A 20,191-nucleotide genomic window follows, 5' to 3' on the forward strand; every position below is an offset into this window, starting at 1 on the left:
GACACACATCGAGACTTTTTTGCACAGGATCCGGATATGCTGGCTCAGCTCTGGCTCGCGACGACCTTGACGACCACTACCCTCTCCGCCTGTGGTCATCACGATTATCCCCCCTGGAACTGGCTGAGCGATGGCAAGATCATCGGCGTTTGTGCCGAAGTAGTCAGTACCCTCTATCAACGGTTGGGTTTCAATGTGGATCTCTCCTATGTGGGCCCCTGGGCCCGCTGTCAGCAGAAAGTGGCGAAAGGAGAGGTCGACATCAATATCTGTGCGCTGCGCAACGAAGAGAGAGCACACTACTCCCGCTTTACCCGAACGCCCATGGCCATCAATGACATGGCGGTGTTCGTGCGCCAACCCGGCAGCCGCTTGCTGCAGCGACGGGAGGATCTGACCGGACTGCGGGGAGCCATGATGATAGGCGTCAGCCTTGGCAGCGAAATGGATGATTTTTTGCAAGCAAATACCCGCATCTACAGGGTCAACTCCCTCAAGCAGGTATTTGGCCTGCTGGCCAGTGACCGGGTCGACTTCGTTCCCTATGGCCGCTCTTCCGGCCGCCTGTTTTTGAGCGAAAATTACCCGAGCAGCGGAATGGTTGATCTGCAGTGGCCACTGCAGCGCGGTGAGCTCTATATTTCTGTTTCACTACAATCTCCCCATCTTGGCACCCTCGAACAGCTGGAACCCATGCTGCAAGCGCCGGGCATGAGGCAGTGGATAGATCAGCTGCTGGAGAAATACAGCGACATCTATCTGCAACAACAGCGCCAGCCCTCGCCTTGACCTTCTCCCAGAAGCAAGGTTTAGAGTCTGGATACCAGATCCTAAAGGATGACCGGATTGTCACTCACCCAGCTTGCGACAAGATTGCCCTCTGCCCTGCTAGCCCGGCTATTGCTGGCTCTGCTTCTCGTGTGCAATCTGACCCTCTGCATCAGCTGGCATGGTTCTCCCCTCTCCTCCGAGACGACCCAAAGCAGCCCCCTGCCAATGGTGATGTTGGATTCATCCATGGCGATGGCGGATGGCGAGAGCTCTCATGCGATGCCCGCAATGTCTCACCCGAGCGATACCATGGCCCTCTCCTGCCATCAGGGAGACGAGGGGTCGGCCATGGGCGATGAGTGCCAGATGCAGACCGGCGTCAATGCCCTCTCCTTCGGCGCGATAGCTCTGCTGGGTGTATTGGTCGCCCTGCTGATCTTCCCCCTGCTACTTGGCAGTAACTTCGCAACTGCACTGCTTGATAACTGGTTGCGGGATCCCTTCCTGCGATCACGCGGTACCCATCCCCCCTCCTGGCCGCGCCGACACCTGATGTTGTCGGTGCTGCGACACTAGAAAGCGCTTCTCTTGCGGCAGCGGCAAGCCTCGGCTTGCCCGTCTCCTGCCGCCTTGCCTGACCCTGTGCCCCGGCCAAACCGGCCCGCTCACTGGGAGCCGTGCGCGCTGATACAGCTGCGCCCCGTTTGCCGCCAATCCCTTAGGTGATGCCTTGTCCATCTCCGATCCGGCGGCCTGCACAAGAGAAGAGATATGATGTCACTTGTCCCTGTTACCGGCCTTATCGCCGCCAAGAACTTTGCCACCCTGCCACTAAGTGGGGGTGTGCGATGAGCCAGAAACTGCTGGTATCAGCCCTGCTGCTGGCCCTCGGCGCCGGTGGCGGCTACTGGGCTGCCAAACAGACCACTGCTAGCACCGTGGCCAAGGAGAAGACGCCGCTCTACTGGGTCAACCCCATGGATCCGCGCGACAAGCGCAATGCCCCGGCCAAGGACAACATGGGGATGGACTTTATCCCCGTCTATGAGGAAAAACAGGGCGGCTCACCGGGCACTGTCACCATCAGCCCCGAGATCCAGCAGAACCTGGGGGTGCGGCTTGCCAAGGTGGAGAAGCGCCCTATCCACCAGCAGATCGAGACGGTGGGCTACGTCGGCTATGACGAGGACAAGCTGGAGGCGGTCAACGCCCGCATGGCGGGCTGGGTCCGCACCCTCGCCATCAAGAGCGAAGGGCAGCAGGTGAGCAAGGGGAGCCTTATTTACGAGCTCTACGCCCCGGATCTGGTCAACGCCCAGCACGAATACCTGCTGGCCCTCAACACTGCCAACCCGCTGCTGCTGCGCGCCGCCGAAGGCAAGCTCAAGTCCCTGCAGGTACCGGCAGATCAGATAGCGGCCCTCAAGCGCACCCGTCAGGTGCAGGAGACGGTGCGTTTCTATGCCCCCAGCAGCGGTTATGTCTCCGAGCTGAAGGTGCGAGAAGGCCAGTATGTGGAGCCTGCCGCGGCCCTCTTTAACATCAGCACCCTCAAGCAGGTGTGGGTGAGTGCAGAGGTGTTCGAGCGCCAGGCCGCCCAGCTGAAGGTGGGGGATCCGGTCACCATGACCCTCGACTATGCCCCCGGCCGCAGTTGGCAAGGTAAGGTGGATTACCTCTACCCGACTCTGGATGCCACCACCCGTACCCTCAAGGTACGGCTGCGCTTCGCCAACCCGGACGAGTTTTTGAAACCCAATATGTTCGCCAAGGTGACCATTCAGGCGGGCAAGGGAGAGCCGCAATTGGTGGTGCCGAGCGAAGCGGTGATCCGCACCGGCAGTCAGGACCGGCTGGTGCTGGCGCTGGGGGATGGCAGCTTCAAGTCGGTGGCCGTCACTCTGGGCCCCCAGTTTGGCGACAAGGTGGCCATCAAGGCTGGGGTAGAGGCGGGGGATAACATCGTCAGCTCTGCCCAGTTCCTGCTCGACTCCGAGTCGGCCATCGATTCGGACTTCCAGCGCATGACGGCGGTGCGCCCTGCCCAGGTGTGGACTCAGGGCGAGGTTGAAAGCATCGATCTGGCCAAACGTACCCTGATGGTCTCCCACCAGCCCATCCCCGAGTGGCAGTGGCCCGCCATGGAGATGGAGTTCACCGTCGCCGACGGGGTCGATATCAGCAAGCTGGTCGAGGGGCAGACCCTGCACCTGCAGGTAATGCAGGAGGGGGATGAGTACCGCATCACCAACATCCATCAGGAGAAGGCCCCGGCCAGCGGCCACGCTCTGGAGCAGGCAAAAGATGAGATGGAAGGGATGGACCATAGCCAACATCAGATGGCGATGCCCGAGGTGGAGAAGAAATCATGATCCCTGCCATCATTCGCTGCCTAGCAGGCAACCGCTCTCCGCTCTCTGTACTTGGTGAGAAAGGAGTTCAATCATGATCCCGTCGATTATTCGCTGGTCCATCGGCAACCGCTTTCTGGTGCTGCTATTGACCCTCATGCTCACCGCCTGGGGGCTCTGGTCGGTCAAACAGACCCCGGTGGACGCCCTGCCGGATCTCTCCGACGTGCAGGTGATCATCAAGACCTCCTATCCGGGCCAGGCGCCTCAAGTGGTGGAGGATCAGGTGACCTACCCGCTCACCACCGCCATGCTGGCGGTGCCGGGGGCCACCACGGTGCGCGGCTACTCCTTCTTCGGCGACTCCTTCGTCTATGTGCTGTTTGACGACAACACCGACCTCTACTGGGCCCGTGCCCGGGTGCTGGAGTATTTGAGTCAGGTCGCCCCCAACCTGCCCGCCTCCGCTCGACCCCAGCTCGGCCCGGACGCCACCGGGGTGGGCTGGGTCTATCAGTACGCACTGGTGGACAGAACCGGCAAGCATGACCTCAGCCAGCTCACCTCGCTGCAGAACTGGTTCCTCAAGTACGAGTTGCAGACGGTAGACGGGGTCTCCGAGGTCGCCACCGTCGGCGGCATGGTGCGCCAGTATCAGGTGCGGGTCGATCCGGACAAGCTGCGCGCCTACGGCATCCCGCTCTCCCTTATCGAGACAGCCATCAAGCAGGGCAATCAGGAGACCGGCGCCTCCGTCATCGAGATGGCAGAAGCGGAGTACATGGTGCGATCCAACGGCTATCTGAAAAGCGTGGAGGATCTGAAGCAGATCCCGCTCGGTACCAATGTGCGCGGCGCCCCGCTGCTGCTGGGCGATGTGGCTGATGTGGTCACCGGGCCCCAGAGCCGGCGCGGCCTGGCCGAGCTCAATGGCGAAGGGGAAGTGGTGGGCGGCATTATCGTCATGCGCTATGGCGAGAATGCCCAGCACACCATCAACGGGGTCAAGGCGCGGCTCGCCCAGCTCAAAAGCAGCCTGCCGGAAGGAGTAGAGATCGTCACCGTCTACGATCGCTCCGACCTTATCCAGCGCGCCATCGACAACCTCTCCGGCAAGCTGGTAGAGGAGTTCGCGGTGGTGGTGCTGGTCTGCCTCGCCTTCCTGTTCCACCTGCGCTCGTCGCTGGTGGTGGTCATCTCCTTGCCCATCGCCATCCTGACCGCCTTTATCGTGATGCACCTGCAGGGGATCAACGCCAACATCATGTCGTTGGGGGGCATCGCCATCGCCATCGGCGCCATGGTGGATGGCGCCATCGTGATGATCGAGAACGTCCACAAACACATGGAGCGGGAGGCGCTCACCGATAAGAACCGCTGGCGCATCATCACCGAGGCAAGCATAGAGGTGGGGCCCGCCATCTTCTTCTCCCTGCTCATCATCACCATCAGCTTCCTGCCGGTGTTCGCGCTGGAGGCGCAGGAGGGGCGGATGTTCCACCCGCTCGCCTACACCAAGACCTACGCCATGGCGGCGGCCGCCGCGCTTGCCATCACGCTGGTGCCGGTGATCATGGGTTACTTCATCCGTGGCAAGGTACTGGCGGAGCAGGCCAACCCGCTCAACCGCTGGCTAAGCCAGGGCTATGTGCCGCTGCTCAAGACCGTGCTGGCGCGACCGAAAACCACCCTGGCCATCGCCGCCGTGGTGACTGTGGCGGGCTTCTGGCCGCTCAAGTACCTCGGCTCCGAGTTCATACCGCCGCTCGATGAGGGGGACATCATGTACATGCCCACCACTGCGGCCAATATCTCGGTGGGCAAGGCACGGGAGATTTTGCAGCAGACCGACAAGCTGATTCGTACCGTGCCCGAGGTGCAGAACGTGTTCGGCAAGGCGGGGCGCGCCGAATCGGCCACTGACCCCGCCGATCTGGTGATGATGGAGACCAGCATCCAGCTCAAGCCACGCGATCAGTGGCGCCCCGGCATGACCCCGGAGAAGCTCAAAGAAGAGCTCGACTCCCTCATCCGCTTCCCCGGCCTCACCAACGCCTGGGTGCCCCCCATCAAGACCCGCATCGACATGCTGGCCACCGGCATCAAGACCCCGGTCGGCATCAAGATTGCGGGGCCGGATCTCAAGGTGATCCAGCAGCTCGGCCAGCAGCTGGAACAAATCGTCGGCAAGGTGGAGGGCGCCTCATCGGTCTATGCCGAGCGGGTGGCCGGTGGCCGCTATGTGAAGGTGGACATCGACCGGCTCAAGGCGGCCCGCTACGGCCTCAACATCACCGACGTGCAGGCGGTGCTCGCCACCGCGGTGGGCGGCATGGAGGTGGGCCAGACCATCGAGGGGCGCGAGCGCTATCCCATCAACCTGCGCTATCCCCAGAGCTATCGCAACTCGGTGGCCAGTCTGGAGCTGCTGCCGGTGGTCACTCCAAGTGGCGCACGCATCGCGCTGGCGGATGTAGCCCGGGTCTATATCAGCGACGAGGCCCCCATGCTGCGCAGTGAAAACGCGCGCCTCAACGGCTGGGTCTACATCGACATTCGCGGCCGCGATATTGGCTCCTTCGTCGATGAGGCCAAAGCCGAGGTGGGCAAGCAGTTGGTGCTGCCGGCAGGCTACGCCCTCACCTGGTCTGGCCAATACGAGTACATGGAGCGGGCCAAGGCGCGCCTCGCCTACGTGGTGCCATTAACCGTCGCCATTATCGTGCTGCTGCTCTATCTGGCTTTTCGCCGCGTTCAGGAGGTACTGCTCATTCTCACCACCTTGCCGCTGGCGGTGGTGGGGGGGATCTGGACCCTCTGGCTGCTCGACTTCAACCTGTCAGTCGCCGTAGGTGTTGGCTTTATTGCCCTGGCTGGGGTGGCGGTGGAGACCGGCGTCTTGATGCTGGTCTACCTCAACCATGCCTGGGATGACCTCGTGACCAGCGGCAAGCCGGACAAGGCGGGGCTGCACCGGGCGGTGATCCACGGCGCCGCCCTGCGCCTGCGCCCCAAGATGATGACGGTGGTGACCATTATCGCCGGCCTCTTGCCCATCATGTGGAGCCATGGCACCGGCTCCGAGGTGATGCAGCGCATCGCCGCCCCCATGATCGGCGGCATGGTGAGCGCGCTGGTGCTGACCCTACTGGTGCTGCCCGCCGCCTACTACCTGTGGCGCAGTCGCAGCCTTGGCAAGAGCGCGCACCCGCAATCCGAGTAACCCGATTTCACGATCCATATTGACTGAACGATAAGGAAACCATCATGAACTACAAAACGCTGACCCTGACCCTGCTGCTTGGCCTTGCCACCCAGACCAACCTGCAAGCCGAAGAGATGATGCACCATGAAGGGCACGATATGAGTCAGACGGGTGAGATGAGCGAACAGGCCGCAATGGTGATGACCAAGGGGGTCATTACCCGCCTCGATGAGGGGCGCGGCAAAGTCGGCATCAAGCACGAGGCGATCGACAACCTCAAGATGCCGGCGATGACCATGGTCTTTCGGGTGGCCGATCCGGCCCTGCTCAAGGATCTGAAGGTGGGGGATGCGGTGCGCTTTCACGCCGAGAACCCGGACGGCAAGCTAACCGTAACCACTATCCAGAAACAGTAATCAGAGTCATTTCAAAAAAAAACGGCGGGATCATCCCGCCGTTTTCTGTTATTGCACCATCCGCCGAGCGGCCTCCTCAGCCGTTCGGATAGGCTTGGGCTATGTTGGCCTGCGCCACCCCCATCAACTGAACCGAGATATCCTGCAGCACATAGAGGTCGCGGCGACGGGTCCAGGGTTGATCGGATTGCTCGTCGTACCAGACGGGCAGTTCGATCCCCTCCGGGGCATGGCTCGCCACCTTGCGGGCACGGCAGGTGATGATGCAGCGCTTGACGTGGTCGCGGTGACCGATAACGGCCGCCGTGCCGAGGGCGGCGGCATCTCCGCCGGCATAATCCCTGACGATGGCCTCCACCACGCCGTCCGTGCTGAGGTAGACCAGCTTGCCTTCATTATCCCAGTAAGGCTCGATGGAGATGACATCCCGGGCTGGAATGTCCGAATAGCGGGCCGAGTCGAGGAAGCGGGCAATCTCCCATTGCACGTACATGGGCACCGGCTTTTGCCGATAGAGGGCCGCACAGCAGGCAGCCAGAGCCTCGTTCATGGGGCCGGGCTCGGCCAGTTCATCCGGGTTGCCCGAGGCGTTGGGGCGGTTGCCGAAGGCAAAGGCGATGACGCAGTGGGCCTGGTCGATGGCGACCCGGGACGGGGTCATGTTGAAGCAGGCCTCCTCGATGAAGGGGGCCAGCTGGCGGGCCGTCTGCTCGTCGTGCAGCTCGGCGCTCAGCCGGTCGGTCAGGGTGGTGCGAAAATCCGCCGCACTCCCCTGGCTGTCATTGCTGCTGTTGCAGCCGGTGAGGGTGGCGACCAGGGGGGTACTCAACAGCCCCAGGGTGACTCTACGTCGACTCTCGTTCATTTAGATTCCTCTTTGGTAGCAAGCACTTAACGGGAACAAGCAGCAATTAACCCTTGACCCAATAAACGCTCATACCATACGGAAAAACGGGGGCGACAAAAGCCATACCGCGAGGCTCGTACCCAGAACGTGCAGCAATTCACACATTAATCAATAAACGAAAGCACTCTTTTGCGAATGAGCCAATAAAAGAAATTAACATCCACATTAATGAACCACTGATAGATAGATACTCTATCTGTGGTTCATTCGCACAGATTTCATCCCTCAGATAACGCGCTCGTTCAGCTGCGGGTTGCCAGCAACCGCTCCACATCCTCGATCACCTTGAGGGCCGCCTGCGGGCCGCCGCTGGAGGTCCAGAGTGACCCGTCCACAGCGCCAAAGCGCTTGGCTTTGATCACCGGCAGCTGCTGGAACGCCGGGGTCTGCTCCGCCTGACGCATGGCATCCACCGCATCACCGGTGGCGCTCAGGGTACCGACCACCAGCCAGTCAGCATCCAGCAGGTTGAGGGACTCCAGACTCAGCGCCGGTGAGTGGGGTGCGCCAGTACCCTGCTGCTTGCTTGGGCGTACAAGCCCCATCGACTCCACTACGCTGCTGGCAAAGGTGCCCTGATACATAAAGCTCGGCCCCTTGGGGTTCCAGCGCACTATGCTGATGCTCTCCCCCTGATGCTTGGCCAGCTTGCTGCGAGCCTGAGTCAACCGCTCGGCATACTGCAGCAAGAAAGTATTAGCTTGCTGGTCGCGGTTAAGGGTGTGGGCGGTGCGGCGGAAGCTATCCTGCCAAGGCTCACCCCACTTGCTGGTCACCACGGTAGGCGCGATCTCCCCCAGCAAGGTCAACAGCTCGGGACGGGTCTGGCCGGTCAGGATAAGGTCGGGCTCCAGCGCAATCAGCGACTCCAGATTGGGGCTGTCGAGATCGCCGATCACCTGGATCCCCATGCCCGCCTTGTTCAGCAAATAGCGAGGCAAAGTGGGTTGACCACGGCCATTGACGGCGCCGATGGGTGTCAGCCCCAGGGTCAGGGTGCTGTCGAGTTCGAGCTCGCTCAGCACCACCACCCGCGTTGGCTGGGCTGGCACCTGCACCTTCTGGCCAAACGCATCGGTCACTTCACGCATATCCTGCGCCTGAACCAGCGGCGCGGCCAGCATAAGGATGGCTGCAGCCAGGGCGGCAAAACGCTTCATCATCTCACTCCTTCTCGTTGCACGGCCCGGATAATCGGCCGCGTGAATATACTCGGCGGGCCCACAGAGCAGGCCCATATGACTCAACTCGCCGAACGCAGGGCACGGCCATGTTCGTGGCGACGAGGCACGATAATGGGCGCCCCGTCGCCGGGGGCATGCAGAATGTCGACACTGGTGTGGTAGAGCCGGTCGATTAGATCCTTGGTCACCACCTCCCGGGCCGGGCCCATGGCGGCAATGGTCCCCTCGCCGATGGCGATCAGCTCGTCACAGTAGCGGGCCGCCATCGCCAGATCGTGGATCACCAGCAGCACGGTTTTGCCCTCGGCGGTGATGCGATGGATCGCCTCCATCACCTCGGTCTGGTGACCAATATCGAGGGCACTGGTGGGCTCGTCGAGCAGCACCATGTCGCTGTCCTGCGCCAGGATCATCGCCAGCCACGCCCGCTGTGCCTGCCCGCCGGAGAGGGACGCTGCGCTCTGCTGCCAGATGCTTTCAAGCTGCATCCGCTCGCAGGCGCTGCGCACCATGCGGGCATCCTCCTCGCCCCACTGATTGAACCAGCCCTGATGAGGGTGGCGGCCATACTGCACCAACTGCTCCACCAGAATGCCGGCAGGCAGGGTCGGCCGCTGGGGCAGATAGGCGAGCTCCCGCGCCAACCCCTTCATGGGGTAGCTGGCGAGCGGCTTGCCTTTGAGCAGGATCTCGCCGCGTTGGGCTTTCATCTGGCCGGATAGCAGCTTGAGCAGGGTCGATTTGCCGCAGCCGTTGGGGCCGACGATCCCCACCAGCTTGCCCCTCGGCACGCTGAAAGAGATGTCCCGCAAAATGGGGGTCTGCTGATAGGCGAAATGGAGGCGATTTACGGTGAGCGTCATCAGTCAGCCCTCTGGCGATCGTTAACGAGAAGAAACAGCAGCAACAAGCCGCCGAGAATGCGGGTCATGATGCCGGTCGCCACCTCGTGGGGGCTGGCCAGCACCCGGACCAGGGTATCGCTGGCAAGCAGCAGCAGGGCGCCGCTAAGCGCCGCCAGCCAGAGCGGCACCACCCGGTCTTTCACCAGCCAGGAGGCAAGAATGGGGGCCGCCATGGCGATAAAGACCACGGGGCCGCCGATGGCGGTGCCGAGCGCCGCCACCAGAATGGCCTGGGCCAGAATGCCCAGTTGCACCCGATCGCCATTGACGCCAAGCCCTCTGGCCATCTCGGGGCCAAAGCGCAGCACCGCCAGCGAGCGGGAGAGATAGACGATCCACGGGCAGAGCAGCAGCAACAGGATGGCGATCGGGGTGATGGTGCTGTAACCCACGGCGATAAAGCTGCCCATGTTCCACAGATAGAGGGAGCTCAAGTGCAGCAGGGCCTGGGTGGACATCACAAACTGGCCGAGCGCCTCGAACAGCTCGGAGAGGCCGATACCGATCACCACGAACAGATAGCCCTGCTCACCCGGTTTGCGGCAGAGGGCATAGAGCACCAGCGCCGCGAAGATGGCTCCGATAGGTGCCGCCCACCAGGGCCAGCTGCCCACGGTCAGGTAGAGGGAGAAGACGATGATGGCCAGAGAGGCCCCGTTGTTGACCCCTACCATATCGGGTGTGGCCAGCCGGTTGCGCACCAGCGTCTGCACCAGACAGCCGGAGAGCCCCATGGCCGCCCCCGCCACCACCACCCCAAGGATGCGCGGCAGCCGGATCTTGAACAGGGTGAGCTGCTCAAGCCGTGTCCCCTCCCCCAGCAGGGTGTTGACCACCCCGGCAAAGCCGAGCTTGCCGCCGCCAACGCTCAGGGCCAGCAGAGCAAGCGCCAGCAGCGCCATTGCCAGCAGAGCCAGCCAACGCCAACTCGGCAGATGGAGCAGCAAAGATCGGTTGCCGGCCCGCAGGCAGAGCATATCGGTAGGTGTGCGCATCAGCCCCTCACTTGACGGTCAGCAGGGTACGAAAACCCCCGCGGTGGACAATGGCGATCAGCACAGGTGCCCCGATCAGGGCCAGAATGACCCCGTTGGGCAGCTCGAACGGCTGGATCAGCCAGCGCGCCAGAATGTCGGCCAACAGCAGAAACAGCATGCCGAACAGGGCGGAGAAACAGACCTGCACCGACAGTTTCACCGGCTCTACCAGTCGGCCACAGTAGGCGGCCAGAAAGCCGACAAAGCCGATGGGGCCGGCGATAGCGATGGCACTGGCGGTAAACAGGGTGGCGGCCAGCAGCACGCCAATTCGCACCCGGTTGGGGCGGATCCCCAGCGCCTGGGCCTGACTGTCCCCCATCTGCATCAGGGTCAGCTGGCGACAGAGCAGCAAGGTGATGACAAACGCCGCCAGCACGAAGGGCAGCACGGCAATGATGGCATCGAGATTGGCCGCCGACAGGGAGCCGAGGTTCCAGAAGCGGTACTGCTCCAGCACCATCTTGTTGGAGAGCAGCAGAAAGCTGGAGAGACCGCCGAAGGTGGCGGAGAGCGCCACCCCGACCAGAATGAGCTTGAGGGGGTTGGAGCGGCCAATCATCATGCCGAGCCCCAACACAATCACGTTGCCGAGCAGTGCGCCGAGTCCGGCCCAGAGCAAATAGCCATAGGCAGACTCCACACCAAACCAGGTGAGCCCCACCACCAGCGCAAAGACGGCCCCGGCGTTGACTCCCAGCAGACCTGGCTCTGCCAGCGGGTTGCGGGTCGCACTCTGCAACAAGGAGGCAGCCAGAGATAAAGAGGCGCCGACCACCATGGCACAGAGGGTGCGCGGCAGTCGCAAGGTATTGAGCACCATGGCGAGCTTCTCGTCGCCAGCCCAGCGGGCATCCCCCATCAGGTAGCCGAGCACCTCGCGAGCACCATAGACACCCGCACCGGTGGCGAGCGAAAGAGAAAGCAGTACAAACAGGAGGAACAATCCCAGCCAGAACAGCGAGGTCTGGTCTCTAAACACCCTTTAACTCCTTATGGTGGCAATGCGCATGTTGTTGAAATACATGTGGTTGAAATAAAAGCCGTCACCCGAGGTGATCCCCTGACAACAGCGGAAGCCCGCCAATGCGGGCTCCCGTTCAGCCATTACAGCTTGTAGGCCACACCGGCATAGACAGTGCGCCCGTCGAGGATCTGATCGGCCTCGGTGGCAACCCAGTCACGCTTGGTATTGGTCAGGTTGTTGAGTCCGAACTTCAGATCCAGTGCCCGGGTGGCGTTCCAGACTGCCCCGACATCCAGGGTGTGGAATCCTGCAGTCGTCTCATAGGTGGTGCCGCTCATGCGCGGAACCGGGAGGATCTGGCTGCCGGTGTAGTTCCAGCCCAGCTGGGTACTCAGGCTCTCGATGACCTGCCACTCCAGCTTAGCGTTGGCGGTATGCTCCGGCGTCCGATAGAGATCCTTGCCGCTGGTCTTGTCTTCCCCGTCGATCAGGGTGACGTTGCTGGAAAGGGTCAGGGTATCGGTGATATCAAACCAGCCGCTCAGCTCCACCCCCTTGATGCGGGCCTTGCTGACGTTCTGATAGGTCATCACCGCCGGACGCCAGGTGGAGGTCCATGCCTCGCTCTGGATCTTGTCCTTGATATCGTTGTGGAAGGCGGTAACCCAGGCGCCCCAGAACGAACCATCGTAGGCGGTGCCCAGCTCGTAGCTGACGGCGGTTTCCGGCTTCAGATCCGGGTTGCCCACCACGGCGCAGCGACCGCGACAGGCAGCTACGGCATAATCCGGGTTGGACTGGGCAATGGTCGGCGCCTTGAACGCCTTGCCAATGCCTCCCTTGACCACCCAGTTGTCCGTCAGGCTGTAGAGGGCGTAACCGCGGGGGCTGAACTCGGTGCCATAGGTCTCGTGGTGATCGACCCGGCCACTCAGGGTCAACGCCAGATCGCCAAAGCCAAACTCATCCTGCAGATAGAGCGCGCTCTGGTTGACGCTGACATCGCCCCCCTTGAGGTTGACGTTGTGCTTGAGTTCGGTGATGCGGTACTCGGCACCACTGGTCAGCAGGTGGCTGCCCAGATTACCGCTCAGCTGGCCATCGAAGGTGTGGTTGGTCTGGCTCACATCGCCGCTGGTCTTGCTCAGCGCCGTCATCAGTTCGGAGTCATCAAAGAGATCCACCTGCTCGAAGGCATAGCCGACCCGGCTGTCGAACTGATCCCAACGGCCGACGTGGGTGGCATTGAGCCCCAGTCGCTCCATCTGCTGGATATTGCGCGGCGTCTGGCCGTAGTTGTTCCAGTGGGCCTCCCGATCGTCTTTGGCGTAGTTCATCCCTACATCCAGATCCTGACGATCATCGATCAACCATTTGACGTTGGAGAGGATCCCCAGCTTTTCACGCTGCTCGATGGCATCGGCCTTGGGGTTGATGCTCTGCTCGCTCTGCCAGGCATCCCTGTGGTTCCCTTCCACCACCAGGTTGGCCAGCAGCTTGTTGTCGATCAGCGCCCCGCCCACATAGGCACTCGCCTTGTTGATATCCCCTCCGTGACCGTCGGTGGGGTCACTGAAGGTATAGGTGGCCGCCGCTTCGGTCTTCTCCCCGGGTTGGCGCAAGATGACGTTGACCACCCCACCCAGCGCATCTGCGCCGTAGAGGGAGGAGATGGGGCCACGGATCACTTCGATACGCTCAATGGCCGCCATCGGGATGGCGGAGAGATCGAAATCATTGCCATAACCGGAGGTAAGAGCATCGCGGGAGCTGATACGCCGGCCATTGACCAGCAACAGGGTGTAATCCCCCTCCAGCCCGCGCAACTTGATCTCGCTGCGGCCGTAGCTGGTCGCAGGGCTGATATTGACCCCCGGCAACTGTTTCAGAGCGCCGGTCAGATCATTGACATTGAGCTTGTCGAGCTCGGCCCGAGTCACCACAGAGACGCTGGCCGGGGCGGTCAGCTCGCTGTGCCGGGTTTTACTCGCCGTCACCACCATAGTTTCATGAACGGTGACAGGCGCAGTCCCTTGGGCCAGAACTGGCAGGGCAAAAAGGGACAACACCAGCGGATGCACTGCAAATCGTCGGGATGATGTACGCATCATCAACACTCCACATAAAACAACCAAGGCCAACACCACCGACATCCCTGTCTGACCTCGCCAGACCCGGTGCAAAGTGATGGAGTTCATTGGCATGAACAGTCGTCCATGCCCCATCACCCCGAACATCAGTGCATTACGGCAGGCCCTGCGTTGTGCTATGCCACTCGCAGCCATCAATAACAAAAGCGCCGTACCGACTGACATCGGGACGGCGCAATACTAAATGCAAATCATTTTTATTTGCAAGAGTGAATCAGGTATTCTTTCGCATCCGCTTAATTATCCATCACATCGTGGCGAGTCTGGTGATAGGCCTCTTCACTCTTGCCCCGGCGCCAGTACGGCACGGCGTAGAGCGACTGGCGATCCACCTCGAGCACAGACCGAAAATGGCGGCGCAGCGGCAGCACCAGCGCCTCTTCCCCACCCAGCCAGAAGAAGCCACCATCGCGCACCAGCGGCAGAGCAATCACATGCTCCAGCAGGCCGCTGGACTCGGGCTCGCCGACAAACCAGTGACAGCGCACCCCGACCGGCAGCGTCAACGGCTGAGCATCGGCCTGATCCGGCACCAGAATCGCAATTTCCCCTCTGGCATCGGCAGGCATCACCTCGCACATCGCCATGATGGCGGGCAAGGCGGTGAGATCCCCTACCAGACAGTAGTGATCGGCCGGTTGCAGCATAGGGTTGGGACCACCCGGCCCGGAGAGGATTACCTTCTCTCCCGGCTTGGCATGGGTAGCAAAGGCGCTGGCGGGCCCGCCGTCACCGTGCAGCACGAAGTCGATATCAATTTCCTGCTCATCACGGCGAAACGCGCGGATGGTGTAGGTGCGGATCACCGGCTTGTCAGCCGGGTCACTCCAGCGCGGGCCGCTCGGGGTCATTGCAGGCAGCACCGGCTCTACCTGATGGGGCTGGGCCAGCATCACCTTGATATGGGCCCCACCGCAGGTGAAGGGATAGTCAGCCAGTTCGCTGCCACCAAAGGTGATACGACGCAAATGGGGGGTGATCTGGGTAATGGCTTTGACAGTCAGCAGACGGGGACGATTGGGAGGCAGAGATGGGGACACAATGAGGCTCCTCGTTGAGTGTGTTGCCTATGCTACACACAAATGGGAATCACTATCAAATGCGATTATTTCTCGTCTATCCGGCTCAAACATCACTAATCACTACCATCAGCCCCCGAACAGAGAAACGGGCTTATGCACGCTAGTCCCATGATTGGACGAAGAAAGCAGCCGGACAACAACACTGTCACGCAGGGTTCCATTTGCCTATTTCGACCATAGTTTTTCGAGATCAAATTTTATTTCTCAATAAGTTTCCTATCCTTAGTGAAGCAGTTAATGTAAGCACAGGATGCCAAACAGGATTGTATGATGGATGACCAGATCCTGATTATTGATGATGACGAGCTCTCCCTCCCCGACGCGCAGCAAGCAGGCTGGAGGGTGATGATTGTTGACGATGAACCGGAAGTGCATCGCATCACCAAGATCACTTTAAACAAATTCGAGTTTGACAATCGTCCCATCGAGTTTCTGCATGCCTATTCGGCTGCAGAGGCAAAAAAATTGCTGGCCACCACCCCGGATGTTGCACTGCTGCTGCTGGACGTGGTGATGGAGGTCGATCACGCCGGTCTTGATGTTGTCAAATATGTCCGTGAAGAGCTGCAAAACAAGATGGTACGCATCGTGCTGCGTACCGGCCAACCCGGCCAAGCGCCGGAAGATGACGTGGTGACCAACTACGACATCAACGACTACAAGGATAAAACCGAGCTCACCTCCCAGAAGCTGCGCACCCTGCTGCGGGCCAGCCTGCGCTCCTATCGGGATATCCGCACCCTGGAAAGCAACCGGCAAGGGCTGGAAAAAGTCATCGAAGCCTCCAAGGGGATCTTTGAGAAACGGGCGCTGCGTCAGTTTGTCGAAGGCGCCCAAGAGCAGCTGAGCGCCCTGCTCCATCTGGGAGAGACCCAGATTTACGATGTAAAACAATATGCCTACGAAGTGAAGGATCAACTGCTGGAGCCCCTGCTGCCAGGTCATCCCCCGGTGCGGTTGACAGAGGCACCCGAGATACTGCGTCAGGCCATGACCCGGGGCTGCAATATCTACAACACCAACCAGATGGTGCTCTACTGCCAAAACCCGCGCCACCACCTGTTGTTTCATATCGAGACCACTCGCCAGCTCAGTCAGATCGATACCAGCCTGCTGACCCTGTTTACCGAAAACATCATAGTGGCACTGGAAAATATCCGGCTCAACGAGGTGATCGCCGACAACCAGCGGGAGATCATCTATCGCATCGGCGAACTGGTCGAAACCCGCTCCAAGGAGTCAGGGTTACACGTCAAACGGGTCGCGCTCTACACCGAGCTTTTCTGCCATCTGCTGGGGATGAGCGAAGAGCAGAGCGAGCTGGTTAAACGGGCCTCACCACTGCACGACATTGGCAAGGTGGGGATTCCCGATGCCATTTTGCACAAACCGGGCAAGCTGACCCCGGAAGAGTGGGAGATCATGAAAACTCATGCCCAACTCGGTCAGGATATGCTCTCCGGCAGCGATCTGGCGTTGTTCCAGATTGGCGCCACCATAGCAGGCAATCACCATGAGAAGTGGAATGGCAGCGGTTATCCCCGCGGTTTGAAGGGGGCCGATATCCCACTGGAAGGACGGATCGTGGCACTGGCCGATGTGTTCGATGCCTTGGGTTCGGATCGCTGCTACAAGAAAGCGTGGCCGCTGGACAAGGTGCTGGCCCTGATTGAAGAGGAGAAGGGGCAGCATTTCGACCCCCAGTTGGTCGAGCTGATGATGGCCAATCTGGACAAATTCCTCGAGATCCGCGAGCAGAACAAGGATGTCTATATTGGCGATCACTGATTGCTGCCAATCCCTTATCCTAAGGGTTCGAGCTAAAAAACCGCCCTGCTTATCGAGGGCGGTTTCTTCTCTCTGGTGTATCGTTTTTCCCGAGTCTGGGCTACTGCTCTGGCAAATTGAGATCCAGCTTGGCTGCCGGTTGGCCGTTTTGTTGATTTTCAGCCTGAGCTGCTGCTAGCGCACGTTTAAAAGCACGCCGTTTTTGCATCACCACAAAACCTGCGCCTCCCAGCAACACCAGTAGTACCCCACCCCCAACCAGAACCCAAAGTAGCCACCCCATTCCCTCTTCAGGCTGCTCTTCGGTAGACTCGGCGCTGGAGGCCTGAGCGGCTGCTGATGCCACCTCTGCGGGAGGCGGAGGGGGCGGAGGGGGCGGAAAGATATTGAAGGTTTTCACCGGCAACTCGATCTTCAGCTCGCGCCCCAGACGAGTGGTGCCATAAAGGGTCGCTTTCACCTCATGCTGACCGACCTCCTTGATGGCAGAGAGATCGATATCAAGCTTGGGCTCACTGGCCGTCTCGCTAAACTCGTAGAGGCCACCCACATTGCTGGTGACACTCCCCTTGATCGCGACAGAGGCCGGATCCAGTTCATCACGATCGATCAGCAGCGACAATTTGGCGCCCAGCTCTTCCGAAGGGGGTGTCAGGTTATAGCTGAACGGATAAGGATAGAGCAGCACATCCTGATAGCGGGCTCGGACAAACACCTGATTACCTGTGCTGAACATGGCGCGGTATTTGCCGGCGGGAATATCCTGTAGTGTCACTTCCGCCGTCATGATGCTGTCACCCGGCACTTCGTCCAGCCCCTTGCCATCATCGCGATAGTGGCCAAGTACTTGATCCAGCACGACCTCTTTCTTATCGGCATCGCTGAACGATTGCAGCTTGACGGTCATGCCAAGATCAGAGAGATAGTATTTATCTTTCGGCGGCTGACCATTGATCAGCAACCACGCCTTGAGCCTGACCACCTCCCCCTGATAGAGCTGCATCGGCAGGGCGGCGATATCGAGCCGGATATCGGAGAGAATGCGCACCCGGTTGTCGGGATCCACCTCGCCAATCGCCTGCCAGGGGCCCGGCATGGGATTGCGCAGGGTAATGAGATCATGCTCCGGCAGCGCCAGCCAACCCACATCTGCGGGTTTGACCTTGCCCACGTAAAGCTTGCTGCCATCGGGGCGAACCAGGATCACGGACGGGGTGCCCGGCTTGCGTTTGATGATGAAGGTGATCTCCTTCACGCCGTAATCGATGCGAAAGCGGTTATCCAGCAGCGGAATATCGGAAGGGGCAAATACCTCGGTCGCCATCGCCCCCAGCGAGAGCAACAACAGCAGACCGGCACACCACTTGCTCATTGCCGCCACAGACAACTTCCTCCCTTTTTCTGTACCAGATCCAGTCTCGCCTCGTGCAGGGCCTGAACCTCGGCACTGGCACGCACCACCTTGAGGGCGGGTCGGTTGCTCTCCAACCGGCGAATGCTGGTGTCCTGATTGCTTTCGTTTTCGTTGCTCTCGGTAGCCAGATTGAGTTTGGTCTGGCCGCCGGTCATCAGCAGGTAGACGTCCGCCAGGATCTCCGCATCGAGCAGAGCCCCGTGCAGGGTACGGTGGGAGTTGTCGATACCGTAACGATCGCACAGCACATCCAGGTTGTTGCGCTTGCCGGGGAAGAGATCCCGCGCCATCGCCAGGGTATCTGTGATGGTGCAGATATCCGCCGTCTTGAAGTTGAGTCCGAGCTTGCTGAACTCGTAGTCCATGAAGCTCACGTCAAACGGCGCGTTGTGAGCGATCAGTTCGGCGCCGCGGATGAAGTCGAGGAATTCATCGGCAATCTGGCTGAACGACGGTTTGTCACGCAGAAACTCGTCTGTGATACCGTGTACCTGGATCGCTTCCGGGTCAACCAGACGATCAGGCTTGATATAGACGTGATAGTGGTTACCGGTCAGCTTGCGGTTGATCACCTCCACACAGCCGATTTCGATAATGCGGTGCCCCAGATAGACAGGGCCGCCCGCCGTATTCATACCTGTGGTTTCAGTATCCAGAATGATCTGGCGATTCAGTTGGGGTGTGTTCATGATCCAATCTATGTCAAACTTCGGCTTTACTTACTCGCTAGTTTACCCCAAGCCTCATGTTAAAACAGATTGATTGCTCATGTTAAAACAGATTGATGTCTATACCGACGGCTCCTGCCTCGGCAATCCGGGCCCGGGTGGTTACGGGGCCGTGATGGTCTACGGCAAGCACCGCAAAGAGATTTCCGCCGGATTCAAGTTGACCACTAATAACCGGATGGAGCTGATGGCCGCCATCATGGGGCTGCGCACCCTCAACGAACCGTGCAAGGTGCGCCTCACCACCGACAGCCAGTATGTCCGCCAGGGGATCACCCAGTGGATCATCGGCTGGAAGAAGAAAGGGTGGATGACCGCCAACCGGCAACCGGTCAAAAACGTCGATCTCTGGAAGGAGCTGGATGCAGAAGTGGGTCGCCACCAGATTGAGTGGCTCTGGGTGAAGGGTCACTCCGGCCACCCGGAGAACGAACGGTGTGACGAGCTGGCCAGAGAGGCCGCCTGCGGCAAGGATCTGGCCGAGGATACCGGCTACCAGCCCTGACGGGCCATTCCCGGTGTGGCGAGGGACTTTGGCAGTTGCCAGCGCCGCCGCACCGGGATCAGTGGAAAGCGCCGTTTACGGGCCGCAATCACGTATACCGATGCAAATGCCCTGCAATAATCCCGCCCGATACTCTCTCGCCACCAACTGTGCCAACTCTGTTTTCCCATAAACGAATAACCAAAGCGCTCGTCGAACATCACCTCGCATCCCAATAGATGCAACCAGTCCGTCACCCGCCCAGGGGTGAACATCCGTGCCGACCAGGGCATTCTGCGCCGCAAGAACGGCACACAGTGACCGATCCCGACCAGACTCATGGGGTTATAGCCACTGATGATCAGCCAGCCATCGTCGGTCAACACTCTTTCGGCTTCACGCAATACCTGATGGGGATCGGCGGAGAAATCAAGGCAGTGGGCCAGCAGGCAGGCATCGACGCTGCCGGTCCGTACCGGTAGATCGAGGGGGTCGCCATACATGTCGAGCAGCCGCCCACCGGGGGCAACCCCGATCTGGTGGCGAATGGAGGAGCGTTTGCAGGAGAGTTCAGCGCTCAGGGCGCCAATTTTCAGCAGATGATACCCAAACAGATTGGGGCACCAGTTGTCGAGCCGATCCTGGATCTCGGCCGCCACCCAGTCCCCCATAGGCAATGCAGACCAGCTGGTCGGGATCTCGATTTGTTGTTCGGTACGTGCCACCTGCATAATAGGGCTCAACTCGGGGTTTCGAACGCCATCCTGTTATATAAGATACCCTCCCTAAAGAGAAGCAGACT

Annotated in this window: 17 protein-coding genes; 7 read left to right on the plus strand and 10 right to left on the minus strand. The window is 60.3% G+C overall.

The window, feature by feature from the left end:
* The first annotated feature begins 36 nt into the window (after positions 1-36).
* The 5 genes from G5306_RS06195 (at position 37) to G5306_RS06215 (ending at position 6,743) form a co-directional block, all read left to right on the plus strand.
* Positions 37-789 carry a substrate-binding periplasmic protein gene (locus tag G5306_RS06195; protein WP_058055876.1) on the plus strand — a complete coding sequence of 251 codons (753 nt, stop codon included), beginning with the start codon at positions 37-39 and terminating at the stop codon, positions 787-789.
* 57 nt (positions 790-846) lie between these two features.
* Positions 847-1,347 carry a hypothetical protein gene (locus tag G5306_RS06200; protein ID WP_058055875.1) on the plus strand — a complete coding sequence of 167 codons (501 nt, stop codon included), beginning with the start codon at positions 847-849 and terminating at the stop codon, positions 1,345-1,347.
* 272 nt (positions 1,348-1,619) lie between these two features.
* A complete protein-coding gene (locus G5306_RS06205; RefSeq protein ID WP_421312570.1) occupies positions 1,620-3,143 on the plus strand; it encodes an efflux RND transporter periplasmic adaptor subunit in 1,524 nt (507 codons plus the stop codon).
* A 73-nt stretch (positions 3,144-3,216) separates the two neighbouring features.
* A complete protein-coding gene (locus tag G5306_RS06210; RefSeq protein WP_421312571.1) occupies positions 3,217-6,345 on the plus strand; it encodes an efflux RND transporter permease subunit in 3,129 nt (1,042 codons plus the stop codon).
* Between the two features lie 44 nt (positions 6,346-6,389).
* Positions 6,390-6,743, plus strand: coding sequence for a copper-binding protein (locus tag G5306_RS06215; RefSeq protein WP_421211849.1), 354 nt, complete (start codon positions 6,390-6,392; stop codon positions 6,741-6,743).
* A 76-nt stretch (positions 6,744-6,819) separates the two neighbouring features.
* On the opposite strand, the gene G5306_RS06220 is transcribed toward G5306_RS06215, so the two are convergent.
* The 7 genes from G5306_RS06220 to G5306_RS06250 all read right to left on the minus strand — a co-directional run bounded on the left by G5306_RS06220 (position 6,820) and on the right by G5306_RS06250 (position 14,933).
* Positions 6,820-7,608: a hypothetical protein gene (locus tag G5306_RS06220; protein WP_216953224.1), complete on the minus strand. Its 789-nt coding sequence runs from the start codon at positions 7,606-7,608 to the stop codon at positions 6,820-6,822.
* Positions 7,609-7,892: 284 nt separating this feature from the next.
* Complete coding sequence (locus G5306_RS06225; RefSeq protein WP_421312644.1) at positions 7,893-8,810, minus strand: ABC transporter substrate-binding protein; 918 nt, start codon at positions 8,808-8,810, stop codon at positions 7,893-7,895.
* Between the two features lie 83 nt (positions 8,811-8,893).
* A complete protein-coding gene (locus G5306_RS06230) occupies positions 8,894-9,697 on the minus strand; it encodes an ABC transporter ATP-binding protein (protein ID WP_421312572.1) in 804 nt (267 codons plus the stop codon).
* Positions 9,697-10,734, minus strand: a complete 1,038-nt coding sequence (locus G5306_RS06235) for a FecCD family ABC transporter permease (RefSeq protein ID WP_149152541.1) — start codon at positions 10,732-10,734, stop codon at positions 9,697-9,699. Before G5306_RS06235 ends, G5306_RS06230 begins: the two co-directional genes overlap by 1 nt.
* 7 nt (positions 10,735-10,741) lie before the next feature.
* Positions 10,742-11,758, minus strand: a complete 1,017-nt coding sequence (locus G5306_RS06240; RefSeq protein WP_019446608.1) for a FecCD family ABC transporter permease — start codon at positions 11,756-11,758, stop codon at positions 10,742-10,744.
* 125 nt (positions 11,759-11,883) lie between these two features.
* Positions 11,884-13,851 carry a TonB-dependent receptor domain-containing protein gene (locus tag G5306_RS06245; RefSeq protein ID WP_421312645.1) on the minus strand — a complete coding sequence of 656 codons (1,968 nt, stop codon included), beginning with the start codon at positions 13,849-13,851 and terminating at the stop codon, positions 11,884-11,886.
* A gap of 278 nt (positions 13,852-14,129) precedes the next feature.
* Positions 14,130-14,933 (minus strand): siderophore-interacting protein, encoded by an 804-nt coding sequence (locus G5306_RS06250; protein ID WP_069526731.1) that lies wholly within the window; start codon positions 14,931-14,933, stop codon positions 14,130-14,132.
* 312 nt (positions 14,934-15,245) lie between these two features.
* Here G5306_RS06250 and G5306_RS06255 point away from each other — a divergent pair, with 312 nt between their 5' ends.
* Positions 15,246-16,763: an HD domain-containing phosphohydrolase gene (locus G5306_RS06255; protein WP_216954328.1), complete on the plus strand. Its 1,518-nt coding sequence runs from the start codon at positions 15,246-15,248 to the stop codon at positions 16,761-16,763.
* A 100-nt stretch (positions 16,764-16,863) separates the two neighbouring features.
* On the opposite strand, the gene G5306_RS06260 is transcribed toward G5306_RS06255, so the two are convergent.
* The gene (locus G5306_RS06260; protein ID WP_421312573.1) at positions 16,864-18,135 is read right to left on the minus strand and encodes a TIGR03503 family protein; all 1,272 of its coding nucleotides are present in this window, start codon (positions 18,133-18,135) and stop codon (positions 16,864-16,866) included.
* The gene (gene dnaQ / locus G5306_RS06265; RefSeq protein WP_058055867.1) at positions 18,132-18,866 is read right to left on the minus strand and encodes a DNA polymerase III subunit epsilon; all 735 of its coding nucleotides are present in this window, start codon (positions 18,864-18,866) and stop codon (positions 18,132-18,134) included. Before dnaQ ends, G5306_RS06260 begins: the two co-directional genes overlap by 4 nt.
* A gap of 79 nt (positions 18,867-18,945) precedes the next feature.
* Here dnaQ and rnhA point away from each other — a divergent pair, with 79 nt between their 5' ends.
* Positions 18,946-19,410 (plus strand): ribonuclease HI, encoded by a 465-nt coding sequence (gene rnhA, locus G5306_RS06270; RefSeq protein ID WP_005353268.1) that lies wholly within the window; start codon positions 18,946-18,948, stop codon positions 19,408-19,410.
* Here the strand turns inward: rnhA and G5306_RS06275 are convergent.
* Positions 19,398-20,120, minus strand: coding sequence for a methyltransferase domain-containing protein (locus G5306_RS06275; RefSeq protein ID WP_005361718.1), 723 nt, complete (start codon positions 20,118-20,120; stop codon positions 19,398-19,400). The genes rnhA and G5306_RS06275 overlap by 13 nt on opposite strands.
* Between the last annotated feature and the right edge of the window lie 71 nt (positions 20,121-20,191).

This window comes from Aeromonas sp. 603404 (assembly GCF_049171775.1).
Classification (GTDB): domain Bacteria; phylum Pseudomonadota; class Gammaproteobacteria; order Enterobacterales; family Aeromonadaceae; genus Aeromonas; species Aeromonas veronii_A.